Origin of the sequence: Paraneptunicella aestuarii (genome assembly GCF_019900845.1) — a bacterium.
Taxonomy (GTDB): Bacteria; Pseudomonadota; Gammaproteobacteria; order Enterobacterales; family Alteromonadaceae; genus Paraneptunicella; species Paraneptunicella aestuarii.
Genome location: NZ_CP074570.1, coordinates 1,026,995 through 1,046,333, shown reverse-complemented (window position 1 = coordinate 1,046,333; position 19,339 = coordinate 1,026,995). Strand labels below are relative to the sequence as shown.

Here is a 19,339-nt window from a genome sequence, read left to right as displayed (position 1 = left end):
TTAAGATCCTTTGTGTCACCTTCAAGACAACCTTAAGGCCAACCGAGAAACCGATAGGCCGTTGTCTTCTTAGTCGAATATCATTTCTCTTGATTGAGAACCCTTGAAGCTTGAAGGAGACATAAAGCCGCCTCGAAGTATTTGAGAGACATCCACGGGGGTTCTATGAGCCAACGAGAGCCGAGACTACATAAGCACCAAGAACATCAAGAATATCAAGACCAAAGGCACGCAAAAGTTATCTATGAGGTTGGCTTTATGATGTCTTCAAGCATTACCAACGTTCCAGACTTGGAAAGCCACCAGCAGCAGCCAATTTTCATAACCCCCGGATAAAACAAGCATTAGCCCCGGCGTTATTCTATAGCCCCCTCTAAGCCCACCCTAGAGGGTTATTTATTCGTTGTGGTAGCAGAATAAAATAACAACCCAGAGATACCCGGACGACCCACCATAGAGGCCAACCAAGAAGAACCAGCCCCTAGTTAACCTCTATGGCTTACGTCCGGTATTTGTCTATGCTGTTTAGCTTTCAATGTTGGCAACATAAAGAAAGCTTCTGTAAGCCTTTCTAAGAGGATTTGACATTCTGGTAATGTAATGACGTAACTTTAGGTCAAAATCTCCATTAGTATGCCTCTGAGAAAGCCTTAGAGGGTGTTTAATGGTGGCTAAGGTACTTTCCAGACGCTCAACCAAGGGTAATTCGCACCTCGTCGTTTCATTTCTGGGAGGGATTTTTAGACCATCACCACTACTTGTTGTTGTCCGGGTTAAAGCTTCAAGGTAAGGCCAAGGGAAACCATAGCTTCTAAGGTAGCCAACGAGGGACAAATTCAGCAACACAGTTTTTGTTGTTGGCCTTAAAGCTTTGTTGTCTAGGTGTGTTATCATCGGCTTGTTTTGTTACCGATAGAGAGAAAATCATGGTTGAGTTTACACTCGATAGTTCTGAGAAAATAAAACGACGTATGAGATACCTGATCCAGACAGACTATAACGGGGTTGCTGACTTTTACCGTCACCTATATGGCAATGAGACCCACGAAGGGGAAATAAGAAGATTTGAAATGTTCCTTAAAAGAGGAATAGTCAATGTTGAATTTATGGATCTACTGTCTCAGAAAACAAAAATCGGCGAGGTTTCCCTACGCCGACTTTTCGATGTGAATGTAGATAACGATGAGTTATTCAGAAATTAGCTTCTTAACCAATACATGAAACGGGCAAACCTTCCGCAATTGCTTCTGTCCGGCTCGTAGTAGCTAATAGCGATTGCCTTTTCTATAAGCGTTAAACCTATCAGGTTCCTTGTTTTTTCTCTTTTCAAATTATGTTCTAACAATTCGGCAATGCCTTTATTCAGCATATTCAAAAGCTCTACTTTCAGCGTTGAGTCCTTCCAACCCTTAACAAAGCGTTCTACATCTTCGCCAATATCAATCGCTTCATTCGTGTCTGCTGGTTCAAATTTATAGACCTTATGCAAGACTACAGCAACGATAAGTACAGGGTTGTTCAACGTTGCTATAACATCTTTTATGTGCCACAAAAACCATTGACTGCTACTTGCCAAATTAGGAACAGCATTAAAGTTCAATGCCATTACATTTCTGTCTACATGAACAGCAAAGTTAAGAATGGTTTCTAAACCTAACAGAAATATCGCTAGACCCATCGTCAATGTCATGTTTTTACGGTTTAACCAAAATAAACCAATGCCGATAACAGCCTGTACAGCGCTATAAAACAAATAATGTACTTTTACTGCTTCAATAGCTGGTAATGTTGCTAACCAGTTAATATTGATTAAATGTGTAGTAGCGTAGATCGCAAGTAAAAACACACTACTGTAAAATAACGGGCTTCTTCCTTTTAAGTAATTCAATACTGTCGCGCCCAGCAAGAGTATTACCCATATCAAGGACAAGACGAAAGCAAGGTTGGTACTCATATTTAGCAAGTTCCTCTTAATTAATTCGGGTCTGGGATTGATGGATTACCACCACTATTACCAGCGCCGTTTGGAACGTATACAGTACCGCTTGCACTAACAGGATCTCCGCCCCCAAATCCAACACCATTTGCTGTGTAAATACTTTCTTTATCCTTAACTTCTGGATGACCACCGCCAAAACCTACGCCGGAAACATTCAACCAAGGAAAGAGACTTGATAGCCAATTATCCGAAGCATGAACAGGCGTTACAGCAAGCAATCCAAGTACAACAACACAACATAACTTGATCTTTTTCATAAACTTAGCCTTTAGATAATAAATAAAGCTTTTTAAAACGGTAATTATACTACTCCGAACGAAACACGCCTGCAACTTATGGTTAAATTTAATATCTGTCATTTTGTTTGCATGAAAGCTTTAGGTTAAGGATTAATATTTATGCGGTCTATTGATCTAACTGGTGGGTCTTTTGGGTGATTCATTAACATGCTGAAACATCCTAGAAGTCTTTATTTGCAAGGGGTTTTAGCGGGTTTTCTAGCTGCCTGCCATTCAAATGAAAAGCTCAAAGCCAAGTCTTTATGGTTGCATCTTGCGACCAGTATTAAAGCCATAAGAAATCAGCACAAGGTAATAATATTAATCTATATAACCTTGGGTTCATCGGAATGTATATAGAAGACAGTAACGCCCTCTAGATTTGCCCTAGAGCTCACAAAATGCCACCAGCCGAAACAGTAAGCCAGCCTTGGGAAATGTCCCAGGGCTTTTTTAGCTTGAACACAGACACAAAATTTCATTCTCGTCGTTATTCGGTTAAAATCCTGCGCGTTTCCTTACTCAACTACTTAACTTGCCTTAGCCTTTCGCTTTTGGTTGAACCATTGTTAATTCACACAGACCCGGCTTTGTATTATGTCCAAGAAACCTCTGAGTCAATTTGAAATAAACCAGCTTCGCTTATGGCAGGACAAACAGAAGTTTTACCCCCACATTGAAAAGATGCGAGAAGTCAGAAAGGAATCTAGATTACTCAATGTTTATCTGGTTATGGTCTTAGTGTTAATGCTCATATCGAACGTTATATATGAGCTATGGATAATGGTTATCTCGCTTTGTTTTACGCTACATTGGGCTTTCTTGCACCTTAGAAACCATAAACGTAAGGCCGAGGTAGGCAAAAACGCGGAGCCTGTCATTAACGAATACAAAGAGCACGTAAACAGACGCGCCGATGTTGTCGGGGTTGAAAGACCTTATAAAAACCCACCAGCAAGAACGCCCCGTAAGAAAAACAGGAAAAAGGTTTAGTGGCAACAGGGGAACAATGCCAAAGCCAGATTTGTGTGCAGCGCCAGCGTGAAAGGCGCACATAAGAAGGACAGCGGTTTAACTGAAATGACCAATCGAGACAACCCCACTGGCAAATCGCAAAAATATAGATTCGTCTAACGAAGTCAGAGACAAACATATTAAAAAACAGAGCATTTAACAGATAACTTTTTTGTATCTATTAGGTACAAGTACAGACGATAATTTAGTTCATTATTTTCCAAATAAGTCGAGTACAAAGCATTAGTAACCTATGTACTCGACCTAATGGATCAAATGTTGCTTTCTAATTGTTTTTATTATATTTTTTATGAGAAACGGGATCCATTTCAGAAGTTCAAATGTCACTCCTCCTGCTGATTTTCCCATTGTAAACGTTCGCTCTATTTACCAACCCGATGCACATCAATAACGCTATTTACGTTACGTATTTTCTGCATGGTTTTGCTCAGCGCATTGACGTTAGCCACTTCAACACTCAAGCGAATACGCGCACTTTGCGCATCTTTCTGAGGGTAGGTTTCCACTGCCAACAAACTGGTTCTTTCATTGGCCAGAATAGTGGTGATGTCTCTTAATATACCGTTACGATCAACACAGGAAACATCCAACACGGCCTGGAATTTCTCATGTAAATCATGCGCCCAGTTAACATCAATAGCTCGCTCAGGGTGTTGCTGCAACAGTGATTTCAATTGTTCACAGTCACGCTTGTGAACACTCACCCCTCGACCAATAGTGATGTAACCTTCGATAGGATCTCCCGGCAATGGCTGACAGCAACCGGCAATCTGGCTCATCAAACGACCCACACCTTCCACGATAATATGATCTTTACCGGAACCGGTGGTTTTAGGTTTATGTCGTGTAGCGCGAGGATCAATTTCAGGCTCGGGCTTATGCAAGTGCTGCAGGAAGTTGATGACCTGCATAATACGAATATCACCGGCACCAATAGCGACGTACAAATCGTCCAGAGAAGTCACATTAAAGCGTTCAATACACTTCTCTAATCCATCGCCAGTCAGGCGGGAACGCGTTAATTCGTGTTCCAGCATTTCCTTACCAGCAGCAAGGTTCTTGTCTTTGTCTTGCTTCTTAAACCAGGCCTGGATCTTGGCGCGCGCACGAGAAGAATGAATATATCCGGTAGCCGGGTTCATCCAGTCACGACTTGGATTAATATTTTTGCTGGTCAGGATCTCAATCTGATCACCGGTTTGCAATTTGTAGGTTAACGGCACAATGCGCCCGGCTACTTTTGCTCCGGTACAGCGATGCCCTACATTACTGTGAATGTAATAGGCGAAATCCAGCGGCGTGCTGCCTGTCGGCAAATCTAAAACATCACCTTTAGGTGTATACACGTAAACCCGGTCTTCAAACACCTGACTACGTAATTCATCGACCAGCTCAGCATCGGCAGCCATTTCTTCCTGCCATTGCAGGATTTTGCGCAACCAGGCGATTTTTTCTTCGTACTTGGCATCGCTTCCGCTCTTGCCTTCTTTGTACTTCCAATGCGCAGCAACACCTAATTCGGCGTCTTCATGCATTTGCTCGGTTCTTATCTGAATTTCAACCGTCTTACCCTGCGGCCCCAATACCACTGTGTGAATGGACTGATAGCCGTTGCTCTTTGGGGTCGCAATATAATCATCAAATTCTTTGGGAATATGTCTCCAAATGGAATGCACGAGTCCAAGGGTGGAATAACAATCCTGAACACGTTTAGCGATAACCCGAACTGCTCGAATATCGAATAACTGTTCAAAGTCGAGATTCTTGGACTGCATCTTTTTCCAGATGCTGAAAAAATGTTTCGGACGCCCGTAAACTTTGGCCTGAATACCACCTTTATCCAGTTCATCTTGCAAATGCTCGACAAAATCATCAATGAAGCCTTGTCGATCAGAACGCTTCTCCTTAAGCATGATAGTAATTTGCTTGTAGGTTTCAGGGTGCAGGTAACGAAAGGCTAAATCTTCCAATTCCCACTTTAACTGACCCACGCCCAAGCGATTGGCCAATGGCGCATAGATACTGGAACATTCCATCGCCGCCATTACACGGGATTCTTCATCCGCGTCTTTTAACTGTCTTAATCGGCAAATCCGTTCTGCCAATTTAATTAATACGGCGCGCACGTCTTTTACCATCGCCAACAACATACGACGAATTTTATCGATTTGAGCTTCATTGGCTCGAACGTGCTGGGTGATATATAAACTGCGGATGGCATCCATTTCACGGACACCCATTACCAGGCGACAAATATTGGCACCAAACTCAGTTTCTATTTGAGCTTCATTGAGTTCGTGAATTTGGCAGAAGGGAAAAACCAGCGCAGCTTGCAGGGTTTCATCATCCATTTGCAATTCATGTAATATTTCCACCATTTCTTGCCCAATGAGCAAACTTTCCGGCTGCTCAGAGATTGTCGCAAGCTTTTCTTTGGTGGTTTCAGGCAGATTCAGTTGTTCTAACCATTCTGCAAAACATGGGCGATCCGTCTGATGTACTTTGCGAATTGAAACCATAATTATTCTTTCGTTATTTGGCCTTTGTAACGCTTAACCTTGGCGAACAAACAATGAAATCAGTTCTGTATGCGCCGTATAGGGGAACATATCCAGTAAAGCGATTTTGTCTAATCGATACTTGCCTTGCCCGGCTACACCAACCAACTCTGCAATATCTCTGCCGAAAGTGGCGGGGTTACAGGATACATAGAGCACTTTTTCCGGAGAAAGTTCCAAAATCCGGCTCATCATCTCTTTAGCCCCGGGGCGAGACGGGTCTAATATCACTTTATTGATATCAAGCTTGCGCCAATAATGTAAAGTTTCAGGTTGTTCCAAATCTTTACAAATAAAATCAATATTTTGAATGCCATTTCGTAGTGCATTCTGTTGTGCTCGTTGCACCATTTCGGGTACACCTTCCATGCCGGTAACATGAGCAACATGACGAGCAATAGGAAGACTGAAATTACCTAAACCACAAAATAAGTCCAATACTTTGTCGCTAGCTTCAAGCTCTAACCACAATAACGCAGTTTCAACCATTTTCCAGTTTACGCTGGCATTCACCTGCATAAAATCATTGCTTCCCACTTGTAACTGAACATCATTTGGTAAGGCATAGTGGATATAAGCGCCTTCATCAATACGCTGTCCATCGAGGCTTTCGTACTCTCCGGGGCGCACTTCCAAGACCAGCTGACAGGCATTCTGTTGAGCAAAGTTAACTAAACGCTGTCTATCCTGATCAGACAGGTTTCGGGTCACCCGGAAAACCACCAGAGGATCAGTTACTTCCACCAGACCATTAACTCGTTGGTCACCTTGAAGCAAATCAATATGACCAATCGCACTTTTAGCATCTAACTGTTCACATAATTCACGTATGGGGGAAAGCAAGGCTTGCAGACCTGCTTGTAAAACCGGGCACTCATCAATGGCAACAACGTTGTTGCTACCCTTACCTCGAAAACCTACCTTGCGATGCGCATCATCACGGAAATCCACTGCTAATCTGGCTTTACGTCTGTAACCTGTACCCTTATCGCTAATAGCTGGTTGCCAGTGTTCACTCGTATCATCGGTGATATTTGCCAGCTTTTGCAACAAGCCAGACACAGCTTGCTGCTTCAATTGCATCATAGCAGCATGCCCTATGTACTGGGTCTGGCAGCCACCACACTCACCAAAATGACGACAAAATGGCTTCTGGCGCTCAGGATGTGCAGAAAGCACTTCCACCACCTTGCCCTTACTGAAATTTTTCTTTTGCTCGGTTAAGGCAACGCGACAGCGTTCTCCCGGCAAGCCCCCATCAACAAAAACCACGGGCTTATGTTCACGAACGACACCTTGCCCTTCATGATCCAGACTTTGAATATCCAATTCCAACACTGGCAGGGAAGCCTGATGTTGTCTATTGGGTTTACGTTGCTTTTTGGGTGGACGAAAGGTTTTAACCACCGTTCAAACTCCTTGTGTTAAATACCAATGTCATTTACAGCGCCTCCAGGATTACGGTAGCCATAGCGTAATGTTGTTCATCGGAAATAGAGATATGGCTGTGAGTGACGCCTCTCACTTCACATAAACGTTGCATTTCCCCCGAGAAAAGCAAATAAGGCTGACCATTGTCTCGATTGGCAATTTCCACATGCTGAAATGACACGCCATTGCCAATACCATTGCCGATCGCTTTCACCGCAGCTTCTTTGGCAGCAAAACGCTTTGCCAGAAATCGAGCGGGGAAACCATGATTTTCAAACACGGAAAGCTCATTGGGAGTAAGCACTCGCTTTGCTAATCGGTCTGACTTAACAAGCTGTTTTTCAATACGAGCTATTTCAACAATGTCGGTACCAATACCTACAATCGCCATGATTTTTCCGTTTGTTCTTATTGAAAGTTCACGCTGTTGATATTTGCTGGAAGCAAAGCCCTTATCAGGCTCTTGCTTCTAACATTAGGCGCTTCATATCCGCCACTGCTTTTTCCAGGCCGTCAAAAGCGGCGCGAGCGATAATGGCATGCCCGATGTTTAATTCAATAATCTCGAACAAAGCCGCAATGGGTTTTACGTTATGATAGTTCAATCCGTGACCCGCATTCACTTTAATGCCCAGATTATGAGCATAACGCACACCTTCGGTGATTTTCTCTAACTCGGCGAGTTGTGCTTCTTCTGTAGTCGCGTCGGCATAATGTCCGGTATGGATTTCAATATATTCAGCGCCTGTTGCTTTAGCAGCATCAATTTGCTCATGAGAAGCATCAATAAACAGGGATACGGCAATACCTGCTTGCATCAATCTTTGCGTGGCGTCTTTCACTTTATCGAAACTACCTACCACATCTAACCCGCCTTCAGTGGTCAACTCTTCGCGCTTTTCTGGCACCAAACAACAAAAACGCGGCTTAACTTCACAGGCAATACCAATCATTTCTTCGGTGACAGCCATTTCCAGATTGAGTCGGGTATTGATGGTTTGAGCAAGAATACGCACATCTCGGTCAACGATATGACGACGATCTTCACGTAAATGAACCGTGATGCCGTCGGCACCGGCTCGTTCAGCAATATCTGCAGCATGAACAGGATCAGGATAACTGGTGCCACGCGCATTACGTAATGTGGCAATGTGGTCGATGTTGACGCCCAATAGAATGTCTTTCATGTGTGAGTATGCCTTTTCTTATTTTGCGATTAACTCAATATTTGTTGCTGTGGCCTTCTACTGACTTGCATCTTTTAATCTTCTATCAATGTACTTTGCCACAGATACACGGTTATTCATTTTTTGTCTGCTGAACAGACGAATTCGATACTTGCCCGGCTGGCCGACTAAACAATTCCCGGCTTTTTAGCGGCTTGTTTCCCAGTAACGGAGCCATAGCCAAACGCACGATTTTCTTAGCGACCTTTAAGGTTTCCGTGTCCCATTGCTGCTGACCAATGTTCAGTAACACCTGTCCAATAATCGCATTGGGTTGATTATTGCCTGTTGCGCTAAACCCCTGTTCCAAATCGAAGCGATAGAATACTCCCGGCTGAATTTCATCACCAGTAATACAATCGCTATGAAACTCCATACCGTAGCCTAAATCCTGCAATAAGGCGATTTCAAATTCTCTTAAAACAGGTTCAATATCACTGCCATGAACCAGTTTTTGCAACGCTTGGTGATAGAGTCGATAAATATCAGGACAAGGCATTTCAACAGGCAGCAAGCGCATTAGTAATTCGTTCAAATACATGGCGGAATATAATCGGGTATCGAACAGCGATAGTCCTATGCCTAACGCTTCGACCTTGGCTAAATTCTTAAGCTCATTTCTGCCATAGATTTGCGCACTCAGGGAAACGAACGGCTGCAATAATGCAATTTTGGCATTCTTCTTACTCCGAATGCCTTTGGCAACAAAAGTGACTTTGCCAAATTCCTCAGATAAGGCCGTTATGATAGCGCTGGTGTCACGGTATGCCCGACTATGTAAAACATAGAGCGTCGCTGTAACAGGTTCACCAGAACGAATACTCACAATCGTTAATCTCTTACTCTTGAGTCTGTTGGCCTTTAAGTGCCTTCTATACAGACAGTTAAGTCCGCTTTAAACGCACCACTTTCATCATTTCAAACTCCATCCCGGCAACATTTTCGGTTTCAGGATAGTAGATCAGGTTGACCCGCGCGCCTTTTAGCGACTGATATTTCTTTTTGCGTTTAAACTTAAACGGTACTTCCATCCCTTCCAACATTAAGGTGTGTTGTATCCATTCACCATCTTCACGTTGCACATGAGATATTACTTTTCGACCATCTGACTGGATCAGCTTCTGATGTTTCGCCAATAACTTTTGTGTCTCGGTTGCCATGATTTTTCCTGCTTTGAGCCCCTAAACAGGCTCGATTGCCTCAATCATCAATTGCAAAGAAACGTTATTGCGGAAGCGATTGATATCCAGCTTGTAAGCCACTTGTGCTTTCTGAGCTTCGTTAGGCCATACGTCCAAATCAACATTAAACATAATACCGTCAACAACCTCGCCCTGTTCGCTACGCAGTACCAGCTTTAAGTGTTTGGCTCCCACCAGTCGCTGCTGCACAATGTGAAACTCACCATCGAATACAGGTTCAGGAAAACCTTGTCCCCAAGGGCCTGCGGCCTTTAGTTGCTGAGCAAAGGGTAAATTAAAGCATTCTTTCTGTAGCTGGCCGTCACTTAAAATCACATCCTGCAATTCCATGCCTTCAAGAAATTCTTCACATAACTGGTCGAAGACTTTAATAAATGCCGCCAGTTTATCTGCATTAATGGTTAAACCAGCGGCAGCGGCATGACCACCGAATTTCTGAATAATGCCGGGGTAGCGATTATAGAGTTCGTCCAGCAGATCACGAATATGTACACCGGGAATAGAGCGAGCAGAGCCTTTTAAGGTGGTTTCGTCTTGCCACGCCATTGCCACAGTTGGTCGGTTGTACTTGTCTTTAACACGCCCGGCTAGAATACCAATAATACCCTGGTGCCAGGTTTCTTCATAAAGCACAATGCCACTTGGCATGGTGTCATTGCCTAAAGCAAACTGCGCCAAAAATGCGTCTGCATCTTTTTGCATACTGGATTCAATTTCACGGCGTTCACTGTTCAAACTATCCAAACGGCTGGCTAAATGAATCGCCGTGTACTCGTCATCGGTAAGCAAACACTGGATGCCCAAAGACATATCATCCAAGCGCCCAGCGGCGTTGAGTCGAGGGCCTAACACAAAGCCCATTGTCGAAGCGTCGATATCGGAGTTAGTCCGCTTGGCAACTTGCAACATGGCATTAATCCCCGCGCAACATTGCCCGGCTCGAATACGTTGAATGCCCTGATGTACCAAAATGCGATTATTGCCGTCCAGTTTCACTACGTCAGCAACCGTACCCAAAGCCACTAAATCCAGCAGATTAGTTAGATTAGGCGGGCTTATTTGCCGCTCGGCAAACCAGTTCGACTGCTGCAAATGTCGAAGCAATGCCATCATGAGATAAAAAGCAACGCCCACTCCGGCAAGGTTTTTAGAGGCAAACTCGCAACCGGATTGATTGGGGTTAACTATGGCATCAGCATTGGGTAGCTGCTCAGCGGGTAAATGGTGATCGGTGATCACTACCGACATTCCCTTCTGTTTTGCCAACGCCACACCTTCAATACAGCTAATGCCGTTATCTACTGTGATAATTAGCTCTGCGCCCTGCTCATACGCCATGGTGACAATTTCAGGGCTCAGACCATAACCAAATTCAAATCGGTTCGGCACCAAATAACTGTGCTTTTTATTGCCTAATTGATTAAGAGCACGAATGACCAGAGCAGTGCTTGTTGCGCCATCGGCGTCGAAATCACCCACCACCATAATATGCTTCTGCTCAGCCATGGCCGACGCCAAAATAGCCACTGCTTCGGAAATACCTTTCAAGCCTTGATAATGCTGTAAATGAGAAGTAGTTCGCTGCACATCAGCGTCAGTTAATGCTCCTCGACGGGCATAGATTTGTTGAATGACAGGGTGTAAATCAGAAGAAAGCCCATCTGTCGTAACAGACGGGCGTTGTTGAATATTCAAGATTTAATAATGCTATAAAGTCAGGTTAAAACTACATTGCGCTCAGCAGTTGCTCAAGTTGAGCAGCCGGCTGATAGCCTGGCATCATGGTTCCATCAGCCAAAACAATGGCAGGAGTACCGGTTACGCCCACTTGCTGACCAAACATATATTCTTCATGAACCTTGTCGTCGCACACAGCAGGTTCAACTTCTCCACCATTTTTAGCAGCGGTCAAAGCAGCCTGCTTATCTTTAGCGCACCAAACTGACTGCATATCACTGAAACCCTGGCTTTGAGGGCCACCACGAGGAAACGCCAAATAACGAACAGTGATACCACGCTTGTTATATTCGTCCATTTCGTTATGCAACTTACGGCAGTAACCACATGTGATATCGGTAAATACGGTTACAGCATATTTTTCATCTTTAGCTTTGAACTCAATCATGTCGTTTTGGAAAGCTTTAAGACCATCAAGGCGAGCTCCGGAAAGCGCTTCTTCTGTCATATTGCGCATGCCTTCATCAAGGTTGAAGATGCGCCCATGAACAAAATACCTGGCATCGGCACTGACATAAAACAAACCACGTTCGGTCATCGCTTGATATAAGCCATCAATGGGTGATGGAGTAACGCTGATAACGTCCATTTTCAACAGGTTTTCAATTTTTTCTTTAACGGCTGTTTTACCGTCAACGGCGGCTACTTCTTGCGCTTGAGCCACAAAGGCAAAAGCAACCAATACCAAAGCCATGACACGAGTTATGATTTGCATAAAAAATCCCGATTAACGTGGTGTTGTACCACTCGTTGTATCTGCTGTTGTCTAAACATGAATATTCAAAGTATTAGACCCAAGATTTGGCATTATATTTCCGCAGAGAACGGATTTCTACGCAAATTAACATATTACTTATAGTATTCAGCTTTGGTTTAGGTCGTTTGCTTAGCTTGCCTTTACTCTTTGTTCAGCTTTAAATTTACCCTCTGGGATGATGCTCTGTAACCAGTTTTTGTAGGCGCTCCGTGGCAATGTGAGTGTAAATTTGCGTTGTGGAAAGGTCGCTATGCCCTAACAGCATCTGTACCGCTCTTAAGTCTGCGCCATGGTTCAACAAGTGAGTAGCAAACGCATGACGAAGTGTGTGAGGCGATAAAATTCGCGAGTCGATATTGGCTTTTTGAGCATAATACTTAATACGATGCCAGAAGGTTTGCCGGGTCATCATTGTGCCTCGGCTGCTGGGAAATAAAATATCGCTACGTCCTTTTAGCAAATCTGGGCGTCCTTTACGTAAAAATTCATTGATCCATTCAATCGCCAATTCTCCCATTGGCACTAAACGTTCTTTATTTCCCTTACCCGTCACCCGAATCAATCCTTGTTGTAAACTCACCTGATTCAGCGACAAACCGATTAATTCAGATACCCGCAAACCAGAGGCATACAACAGTTCGAGCATTGCTTTGTCGCGCAATTGCACGCTGTCTTCTTCATAAAGTGGAGCTTCCAGTAAGTCTTGTACTTGTGCTTCGGATATCACTTTAGGCAAGGGTTTGGAAAGCTTGGGATTATGGATCAGAGACAGTGGATTATCTTCCCGCATTTGCTGTTCATGCAGCCACTTGAAAAAGGCTCTGAGACTACTTAAAAATCGCGCAGTGCTGCGCTCAGAAAATCCCTGCTCATAGCGCTGAGCCAGATAATGATTAATATCTCCCCCTTGAATATCACATAACTCACTCGCACCTTGATTGACTTTCAAAAACTCAGCGAATTTGGATAAATCCGTACGATATGCACTAAGTGTGTGCTTACTTAACCCCTTTTCCAGCCATAACGAATCGATAAACTGCTCTATTATTTCAGCATTAGATTCGGATAGGTTACGAGGCTTAACTCGGCGATCTGGACGCGTCATAAAAGAATTAAAGTGGTTATATTTCAGGAGTCTAAGAATAGTAACACGTTGCAGTGTTTATTTGCTCAACCATGTTACAATCGCGCACCATAATTTATCGCAACACGTTTTTTATCATTCAAAGACTATGTCAAATTCAGCAACTCCCATTGGTTTATTTTACGGTTCAACCACTTGCTACACTGAAATGGCAGCAGAAAAAATTCAGGAAGCAATTAAAGAAGCTTGTAATGGCAATGACAGAGTTTCTGTTCACAACATTAAAGATGTGGATTTAAAGAAAGCTGAAGCTTTCGACATCATCATTTTCGGCATTTCCACCTGGGACTTTGGCGAATTGCAAGAAGACTGGGAATCGCAGTGGGATGATATCGAACAGGTGAATCTGCAAGACAAGATCGTGGCAATTTATGGTTTAGGTGATCAAGAAGGTTACCCGGACTGGTTCCAAGATGCTATTGGCATGTTACACGACAAAATTGCTCCTCAAGGCTGCCATTTTATTGGATATTGGCCTACTGAAGGTTATGAATTTAACGCCTCCAAAGCCCTGACCGAAGATGGTTCTCAATTTGTCGGCTTAAGCCTTGATGATGAAACTCAGTTCGATAAAACCGATGAGCGCATCGCTATTTGGGTAGATCAGATTCTGGCTGAAATGGATGCGGTTGAAGACGTGCTCAAGAACGACTGAAAAGCTCAATAGCCTGAGCTGGCACATTGATTAAATGAGGAATGAGGAGCAATTGTTGAAACACCTTCTTATTACAGGAGCAGCTCAGCGTTTAGGATTACACTGCGCGCAAGCACTGGTTGCACAAGGCTATCAAGTCACGATCACCTATCGCACCCAGCATGATTCTCTAAAAATGTTGCAACAACAGGGCGTGCAATGCTTGTTCGCCGACTTCAGTACCGATCAGGGCGTAAAAGACTTCATTCAGCTTGCCAAACAACAATGCCCAAACCTCAATGCCATTATCCATAATGCTTCAAGCTGGCATCGAGATAGTTTGGAGCAACCCGAATCTGTATTTGATGCCATGATGCAAGTTCATGCCAAAGCGCCCTATTTAATCAATCTGGCTTTGCAGGCGCATTTTCATGAAACGCTAGAGAACATTATCCACGTTAGCGATTTTGTTGCAGAAGCGGGCAGTGAAAAGCATATCGCCTATGCTGCTTCGAAAGCGGCGATGGATAATCTGACCCGTTCATTTGCACGCAAATGGGCTCCCAAAATACGGGTAAACAGCATTGCGCCTTCCATGATTATCTTTAATGATGCCGATGATGAAGAATATCGCCACAAGGCACTGCAAAAATCCCTATTAGGTGTCGAAGCGGGCGCAGAAACCTTTAGCCAAACTGTACTTTATTTGCTCACCAACCACTATATTACTGGACAGGTTCTTGCCCTCAACGGGGGACGCAACCTAAAACTACCTTAAGGTTCCCCATGAACACCAGACAAGCCAATCTTAATGACCTATCTCAGCTTAGCGAACTCTTTGATTTATATCGTCAATTCTATCAGCAACCAACAAATATCGAAGCTTCACGTAAATTTGTAGCGCAACGCCTGGAAAATGAAGATTCTGTGTTTTTTATCACACTGGACAATTCAGGCAAGGGAACTGGATTTACACAGCTTTATCCAAGTTTTTCATCGGTTGCCATGCGCAACGTTTGGATCTTGAATGACCTATATGTCCATGAATCGTTTCGCAAACAGGGGGTCGCAACATCATTAATCGGCGCAGCAAGAGAGCACGCAATAGAAACAAAAGCGCTTTCCATAAAATTAGCCACAGCAAAAAACAATTTTAATGCTCAAGCGTTATATGAAAAGTTGGGATTTAAGAAAATGACTGAATTTGATTACTATACTTTAGTCGCAAAATAATCCTGAATTTAACCAAGAAATTATAAAAATATTCATTTATAGATGATTTCGTTTGGATGTTTAAAATTAAAATTTTCAAGCTATCCATTTGAAAGATAAACAGTATTTATTTTTTTAATAAAAAATAACCTGTCATAAAAAATTAAAAATGTCGATTTTATTCCACTCGGGTTAATTAATTTTTGTGCAATTATTAGTTCCAATAATTATTTGCCTTGCTATATTTAATAACGTAAAAGTTACAAAAATGAACTTTTAACAAATCTATCACTCGATAGGTTTTAAGAGGTGAAAAATGGCTGGAAGCCGTAGCCTGCGGTATTAATATTGAGGAGAGGCGGTTATGCGCGAAATTCAATTACCCGACGCTATGTCAGATCTGGTGAAGAATTTACAGATTGTCCAGCTACACTGGCGAAATGTGCCAATTCAGATCCCCAAATTTGCTGTATATGCCATTTTGGATCAGCCAGTCTTTGACAGCTTTATGTACAGAGACAAGCGCCGTGTTGGGTTAATTAAAGTTAAGAACTATGTGATTCCGGTCATTGACCCATTTCGCGGCAGTTTAAATGAAGAACCCAAGCATGTGGTGGTTGTTAGTCACTGTAAAGGTAATCGTTTCGGTTTATTTGGTTATCCAGCAGATAATGTTGATCCAAATGTTAGCCTGCCTTTCTATCATCGCTCTGTAAAACACATCGTGAAAGATTTCGTTTAATTAACGCAAAACCCAGGTAGATGTTGTTAGCTCGTGTCTACCTGTCATTCCTTTTCTTTTACTACTTTCCTCTTCACTATAATCATCTAAAAATTCACATAAAACGCGCGACACAGCTTAATGTAATCATCACTGTATCCACCACTGGCATCGTGGATCACTAATTCCAGCTCTTGCACTTCATCCGTTGGCGGCTCCTTAACGACACGCCAAATAATGCGCTTAACAGGTTTCATGCTGGTCGCCTTAACAGATAGCCGACTTTTTATATGCAAAGAGTGCTCAGCCAATATCTGAATAAAGTCCTCAGCTTGTTCATAAGGTAAAACACAGTAAAACTCACCAGAAGGCTTTAGCAAAAGAGCCACTTGATTCACCAGTTCATGCAAAGATAAAGAGTCTTGATGACGCGCCATTCTGCGTTGCTGACTAAACCGCTCAGCATTAATATCGTTTTGGCTCATCTGTTGCGATTGAAAATAAGGAGGATTGCAAACAATCAGATCCATGGAAGCTGGCTGGAAAGCAATGTCTTGAATACGTCCATGATGAAGCTGAAACCAATCCTTCCATAAGCTTGCTGCCATATTTTCACGAGCTTGTAGCAACGCGGCTTCATCTGGTTCAATGGCTTGAATATAAGGAAGTATGTCGACCTGATGCGTTTGACTATATTCAGCAATCTTTTGTGCCATCATGACGGCAAGCAAACCGCTTCCCGTACCGATATCCAACAGGTTGATTACACGATTCCCATCATCTTGATCGGCATTGCTTCTTGCCTCGCCAGAAAACAGCCCTTGATGAAATTCAACCCAGCTTCCTAGCACGATACTGTCAGTGCCCACTTTCATGGCACATTGATCATGAGCGATAAAAAACTGTTTAAATTGGAAACCATTATTAGGCATATTTTTCCTTATCCAGACAAAAACACGGCTTTTTGACAATACTTTACACTTTGTTCAACAGGAATACCGAATTGTCCTTGCATCCCGTAAGAGAATCTTCATTATTGCAGGCACAATGATTAAACTATGTTTAAACGCGTCCACCTTCATCTTTCGATTAATAACTGATTAATCCATACAGCCATCTAATGACAGGCACAATAAAGTGAAGGGACGCAGATTATGATTTCAGATTACGGATGCAGGAATGAAGAATAAAACGGTTATCTTCTCTTTACTCACCGGCCTGGCCTTTTCTGGCTATGGTTACTCAGAGCAACTCACCATAGAACGTATTTATGGTTCCCCCGCTTTAGATGGCACAGCACCGCAAAACCTTAAAGTTTCACCCGACGGGCAACGTATCACCTTTATTCAAGGCAAAGAAAATGATTACGAGCGTTATGATTTATGGGAATACAACATTGCCAGTGGCAAAACCCAGTTATTGTTTGACGCTGACGACCTGCACACAGGCAACGAATCGCTCTCTGATGAAGAAAAAGCTCGCCGTGAACGCATGAGAGAATACGGTAGTGGCATCATGTACTACGAATGGTCGAAAGATGGTAAAGCATTGCTTTTCCCACTCGCTGGCGACGCATACTACTACCGCATTGGTGACGAAAAAGCCAAGCGCTTGCTCAATACGCCGGAATTCGAAACCGACATCCAGTTCTCCCCTAAAGGTCACTATATCAGCTACATTCGAGAGCAAAATCTATACGTGATGGATATCGCATCGGGTGAAGAATTCCCTATCACCAAAGAGGGTGGTGGTAACATCAAAAACGGCATGGCGGAATTTGTCGCACAGGAAGAAATGGAGCGAATGACTGGCTATTGGTGGTCTCCAGACGAGTCAAAAATCGCCTTCACCAGAATTGACGAAACCCCGGTTGAGATCATTACCCGTAGTGAAATCTATGCTGACAGCATCAAGATGATCGAACAGCGTTACCCCCGGGCAGGCACACCCAATGCCAAGGTTGCACTGGCTATTTACGACCTGAAGGCGAGTAAAACCGATTGGGTTGATATGGGTAAAGAGCAAGATATCTATTTTGCTCGCGGAAACTGGATGAACGACAACCAGCACTTCACCTATCAATGGCAAAGCCGCGATCAAAAAACATTGCAGTTAAGATCCTTTGATACCAAAACCGGGAAACAAAAACAGCTTTTAGAAGAGAAAAGCAACACCTGGGTCAACCTGCATAACGGCCTACGTTTCCTGAATTCCACTGAGCAATTTATCTGGTTGTCGGAAAAAGACGGCTTTAAACATATCTATCTGCACAATAACGACGGTAGCCTGGTTAAACAGCTCACTAAAGGCGACTGGGTGGTGAATGAAATTGCAGCTGTAGATGAAGCCAGCAAAACCCTTTATTTCACCGGCCGCGTTGATACGCCAATCGAAGAACACCTGTACAAAGTTGGATTCGATGGCTCAGGACTGGCTCGAATCAGTCAGCGTAGCGGCTTCCATAAAATCGCATTCAGCGACGATGCCAGCGTCTATGTTGATGATTTCTCGACAGTGAATACACCTCCGCAAGTCAGCTTACATAAAGCAGACGGCGAACAAGTTGCATGGCTACATGAAAACGCCGTAACAGAAGGCCATCCTTTATATCCTTATATGGCGAACTGGATTGCCCCGGAATTTGGCAAGTTTAAAACCCAGGATGGCGTTACCTTGCATTACCGCTTATGGAAGCCGAAAGAAATTAAAGGCAAACACCCTGTCATCGTCTTTGTATATGGCGGCCCACACGCGCAAATCGTTACCAATGAATGGTATAAGCAGCGCGGCTTGCTAATGCAACATTGGGTAAACAAAGGCTATATCGTGTTTACGGTAGACAATCGCGGTTCCAACTATCGCGGCAAAGCCTTTGAAGAACCGATTTACGAGCGCATGGGCGAAATTGAAGTTCAAGACCAGGTTGCTGGCGTGAAATTCCTGCATACCCTTCCCTATGTTGATAAGCAACGAATTGGTATTTATGGTCACAGCTATGGCGGCTACATGGCCTTGATGGCAATGTTCAAAGCGGGAGACTACTTTTCTGCCGGCGTTTCCGGCGCACCAGTGACCGATTGGTTATTATATGACACACATTACACCGAACGTTACATGGGCAATCCTAAAACCAATGCCGATGCCTACACCAATTCATCCGTGTTCCCTTATGCCAAGAACCTTAAAGGCAAGCTGTTGATTTACCACGGCATGGCTGACGACAACGTGCTTTTCACTCACAGCACTCGTTTGTATAAGCACCTTCAAGATCTGAGCCTGCCGTTCGAAGTGATGGATTACCCTGGTAAGAAGCATAGTATTCGTGGCAAGGAAACCGGCATCCATTTGTACAAAACCATCACCAATTTCTTTGATCGTAACTTGCATCCCGAAGCGCACTAAGCG

Annotated in this window: 18 protein-coding genes; 6 read left to right on the top strand and 12 right to left on the bottom strand. The window is 43.5% G+C overall.

Annotated elements, in window-relative coordinates; all coding sequences use genetic code 11:
* Positions 1-926: 926 nt before the first annotated feature.
* Positions 927-1,202, top strand: a complete 276-nt coding sequence (locus KIH87_RS04360) for a hypothetical protein (RefSeq protein ID WP_232360317.1) — start codon at positions 927-929, stop codon at positions 1,200-1,202.
* On the opposite strand, the gene KIH87_RS04355 is transcribed toward KIH87_RS04360, so the two are convergent.
* The 11 genes from KIH87_RS04355 to xerD all read right to left on the bottom strand — a co-directional run bounded on the left by KIH87_RS04355 (position 1,199) and on the right by xerD (position 13,328).
* Complete coding sequence (locus KIH87_RS04355; RefSeq protein ID WP_232360316.1) at positions 1,199-1,954, bottom strand: hypothetical protein; 756 nt, start codon at positions 1,952-1,954, stop codon at positions 1,199-1,201. The genes KIH87_RS04360 and KIH87_RS04355 overlap by 4 nt on opposite strands.
* Before the next feature lie 20 nt (positions 1,955-1,974).
* Positions 1,975-2,358 (bottom strand): hypothetical protein, encoded by a 384-nt coding sequence (locus KIH87_RS04350; RefSeq protein ID WP_232360315.1) that lies wholly within the window; start codon positions 2,356-2,358, stop codon positions 1,975-1,977.
* 1,316 nt (positions 2,359-3,674) lie between these two features.
* Entirely contained in the window at positions 3,675-5,831 is a 2,157-nt protein-coding gene (relA, locus tag KIH87_RS04345) for a GTP diphosphokinase (protein ID WP_232360314.1), read from the bottom strand.
* Positions 5,832-5,864: 33 nt separating this feature from the next.
* A complete protein-coding gene (rlmD, locus tag KIH87_RS04340; protein ID WP_232360313.1) occupies positions 5,865-7,277 on the bottom strand; it encodes a 23S rRNA (uracil(1939)-C(5))-methyltransferase RlmD in 1,413 nt (470 codons plus the stop codon).
* Positions 7,278-7,311: 34 nt separating this feature from the next.
* Complete coding sequence (acpS, locus tag KIH87_RS04335; protein WP_232360312.1) at positions 7,312-7,692, bottom strand: holo-ACP synthase; 381 nt, start codon at positions 7,690-7,692, stop codon at positions 7,312-7,314.
* Between the two features lie 64 nt (positions 7,693-7,756).
* On the bottom strand, positions 7,757-8,488 hold the full coding sequence (pdxJ, locus tag KIH87_RS04330; protein WP_232360311.1) for a pyridoxine 5'-phosphate synthase: 732 nt from the start codon (positions 8,486-8,488) through the stop codon (positions 7,757-7,759).
* A gap of 112 nt (positions 8,489-8,600) precedes the next feature.
* Complete coding sequence (gene recO / locus KIH87_RS04325) at positions 8,601-9,353, bottom strand: DNA repair protein RecO (protein ID WP_232360310.1); 753 nt, start codon at positions 9,351-9,353, stop codon at positions 8,601-8,603.
* 58 nt (positions 9,354-9,411) lie between these two features.
* The gene (locus KIH87_RS04320) at positions 9,412-9,687 is read right to left on the bottom strand and encodes a hypothetical protein (protein ID WP_232360309.1); all 276 of its coding nucleotides are present in this window, start codon (positions 9,685-9,687) and stop codon (positions 9,412-9,414) included.
* Between the two features lie 21 nt (positions 9,688-9,708).
* Complete coding sequence (gene recJ, locus KIH87_RS04315; protein ID WP_232360308.1) at positions 9,709-11,424, bottom strand: single-stranded-DNA-specific exonuclease RecJ; 1,716 nt, start codon at positions 11,422-11,424, stop codon at positions 9,709-9,711.
* Between the two features lie 31 nt (positions 11,425-11,455).
* Positions 11,456-12,181 carry a bifunctional protein-disulfide isomerase/oxidoreductase DsbC gene (gene dsbC / locus KIH87_RS04310; RefSeq protein WP_232360307.1) on the bottom strand — a complete coding sequence of 242 codons (726 nt, stop codon included), beginning with the start codon at positions 12,179-12,181 and terminating at the stop codon, positions 11,456-11,458.
* A 205-nt stretch (positions 12,182-12,386) separates the two neighbouring features.
* Positions 12,387-13,328, bottom strand: a complete 942-nt coding sequence (gene xerD, locus KIH87_RS04305) for a site-specific tyrosine recombinase XerD (protein WP_232360306.1) — start codon at positions 13,326-13,328, stop codon at positions 12,387-12,389.
* A 127-nt stretch (positions 13,329-13,455) separates the two neighbouring features.
* On the opposite strand from xerD, the gene fldB reads away from it, so the two are divergent.
* The 4 genes from fldB (at position 13,456) to KIH87_RS04285 (ending at position 15,955) form a co-directional block, all read left to right on the top strand.
* Positions 13,456-14,022, top strand: a complete 567-nt coding sequence (fldB, locus tag KIH87_RS04300; protein ID WP_232360305.1) for a flavodoxin FldB — start codon at positions 13,456-13,458, stop codon at positions 14,020-14,022.
* 52 nt (positions 14,023-14,074) lie between these two features.
* The gene (folM, locus tag KIH87_RS04295) at positions 14,075-14,779 is read left to right on the top strand and encodes a dihydromonapterin reductase (protein ID WP_232360304.1); all 705 of its coding nucleotides are present in this window, start codon (positions 14,075-14,077) and stop codon (positions 14,777-14,779) included.
* Positions 14,780-14,787: 8 nt separating this feature from the next.
* Positions 14,788-15,234, top strand: coding sequence for a GNAT family N-acetyltransferase (locus KIH87_RS04290; RefSeq protein WP_232360303.1), 447 nt, complete (start codon positions 14,788-14,790; stop codon positions 15,232-15,234).
* 343 nt (positions 15,235-15,577) lie between these two features.
* Positions 15,578-15,955, top strand: coding sequence for a hypothetical protein (locus tag KIH87_RS04285; protein WP_232360302.1), 378 nt, complete (start codon positions 15,578-15,580; stop codon positions 15,953-15,955).
* Between the two features lie 86 nt (positions 15,956-16,041).
* On the opposite strand, the gene KIH87_RS04280 is transcribed toward KIH87_RS04285, so the two are convergent.
* Complete coding sequence (locus KIH87_RS04280; protein ID WP_232360301.1) at positions 16,042-16,866, bottom strand: tRNA1(Val) (adenine(37)-N6)-methyltransferase; 825 nt, start codon at positions 16,864-16,866, stop codon at positions 16,042-16,044.
* Positions 16,867-17,113: 247 nt separating this feature from the next.
* Between KIH87_RS04280 and KIH87_RS04275 the strand changes: the two genes are divergently transcribed.
* Entirely contained in the window at positions 17,114-19,336 is a 2,223-nt protein-coding gene (locus tag KIH87_RS04275; protein ID WP_232360300.1) for a S9 family peptidase, read from the top strand.
* The last annotated feature ends 3 nt before the right edge of the window (positions 19,337-19,339 follow it).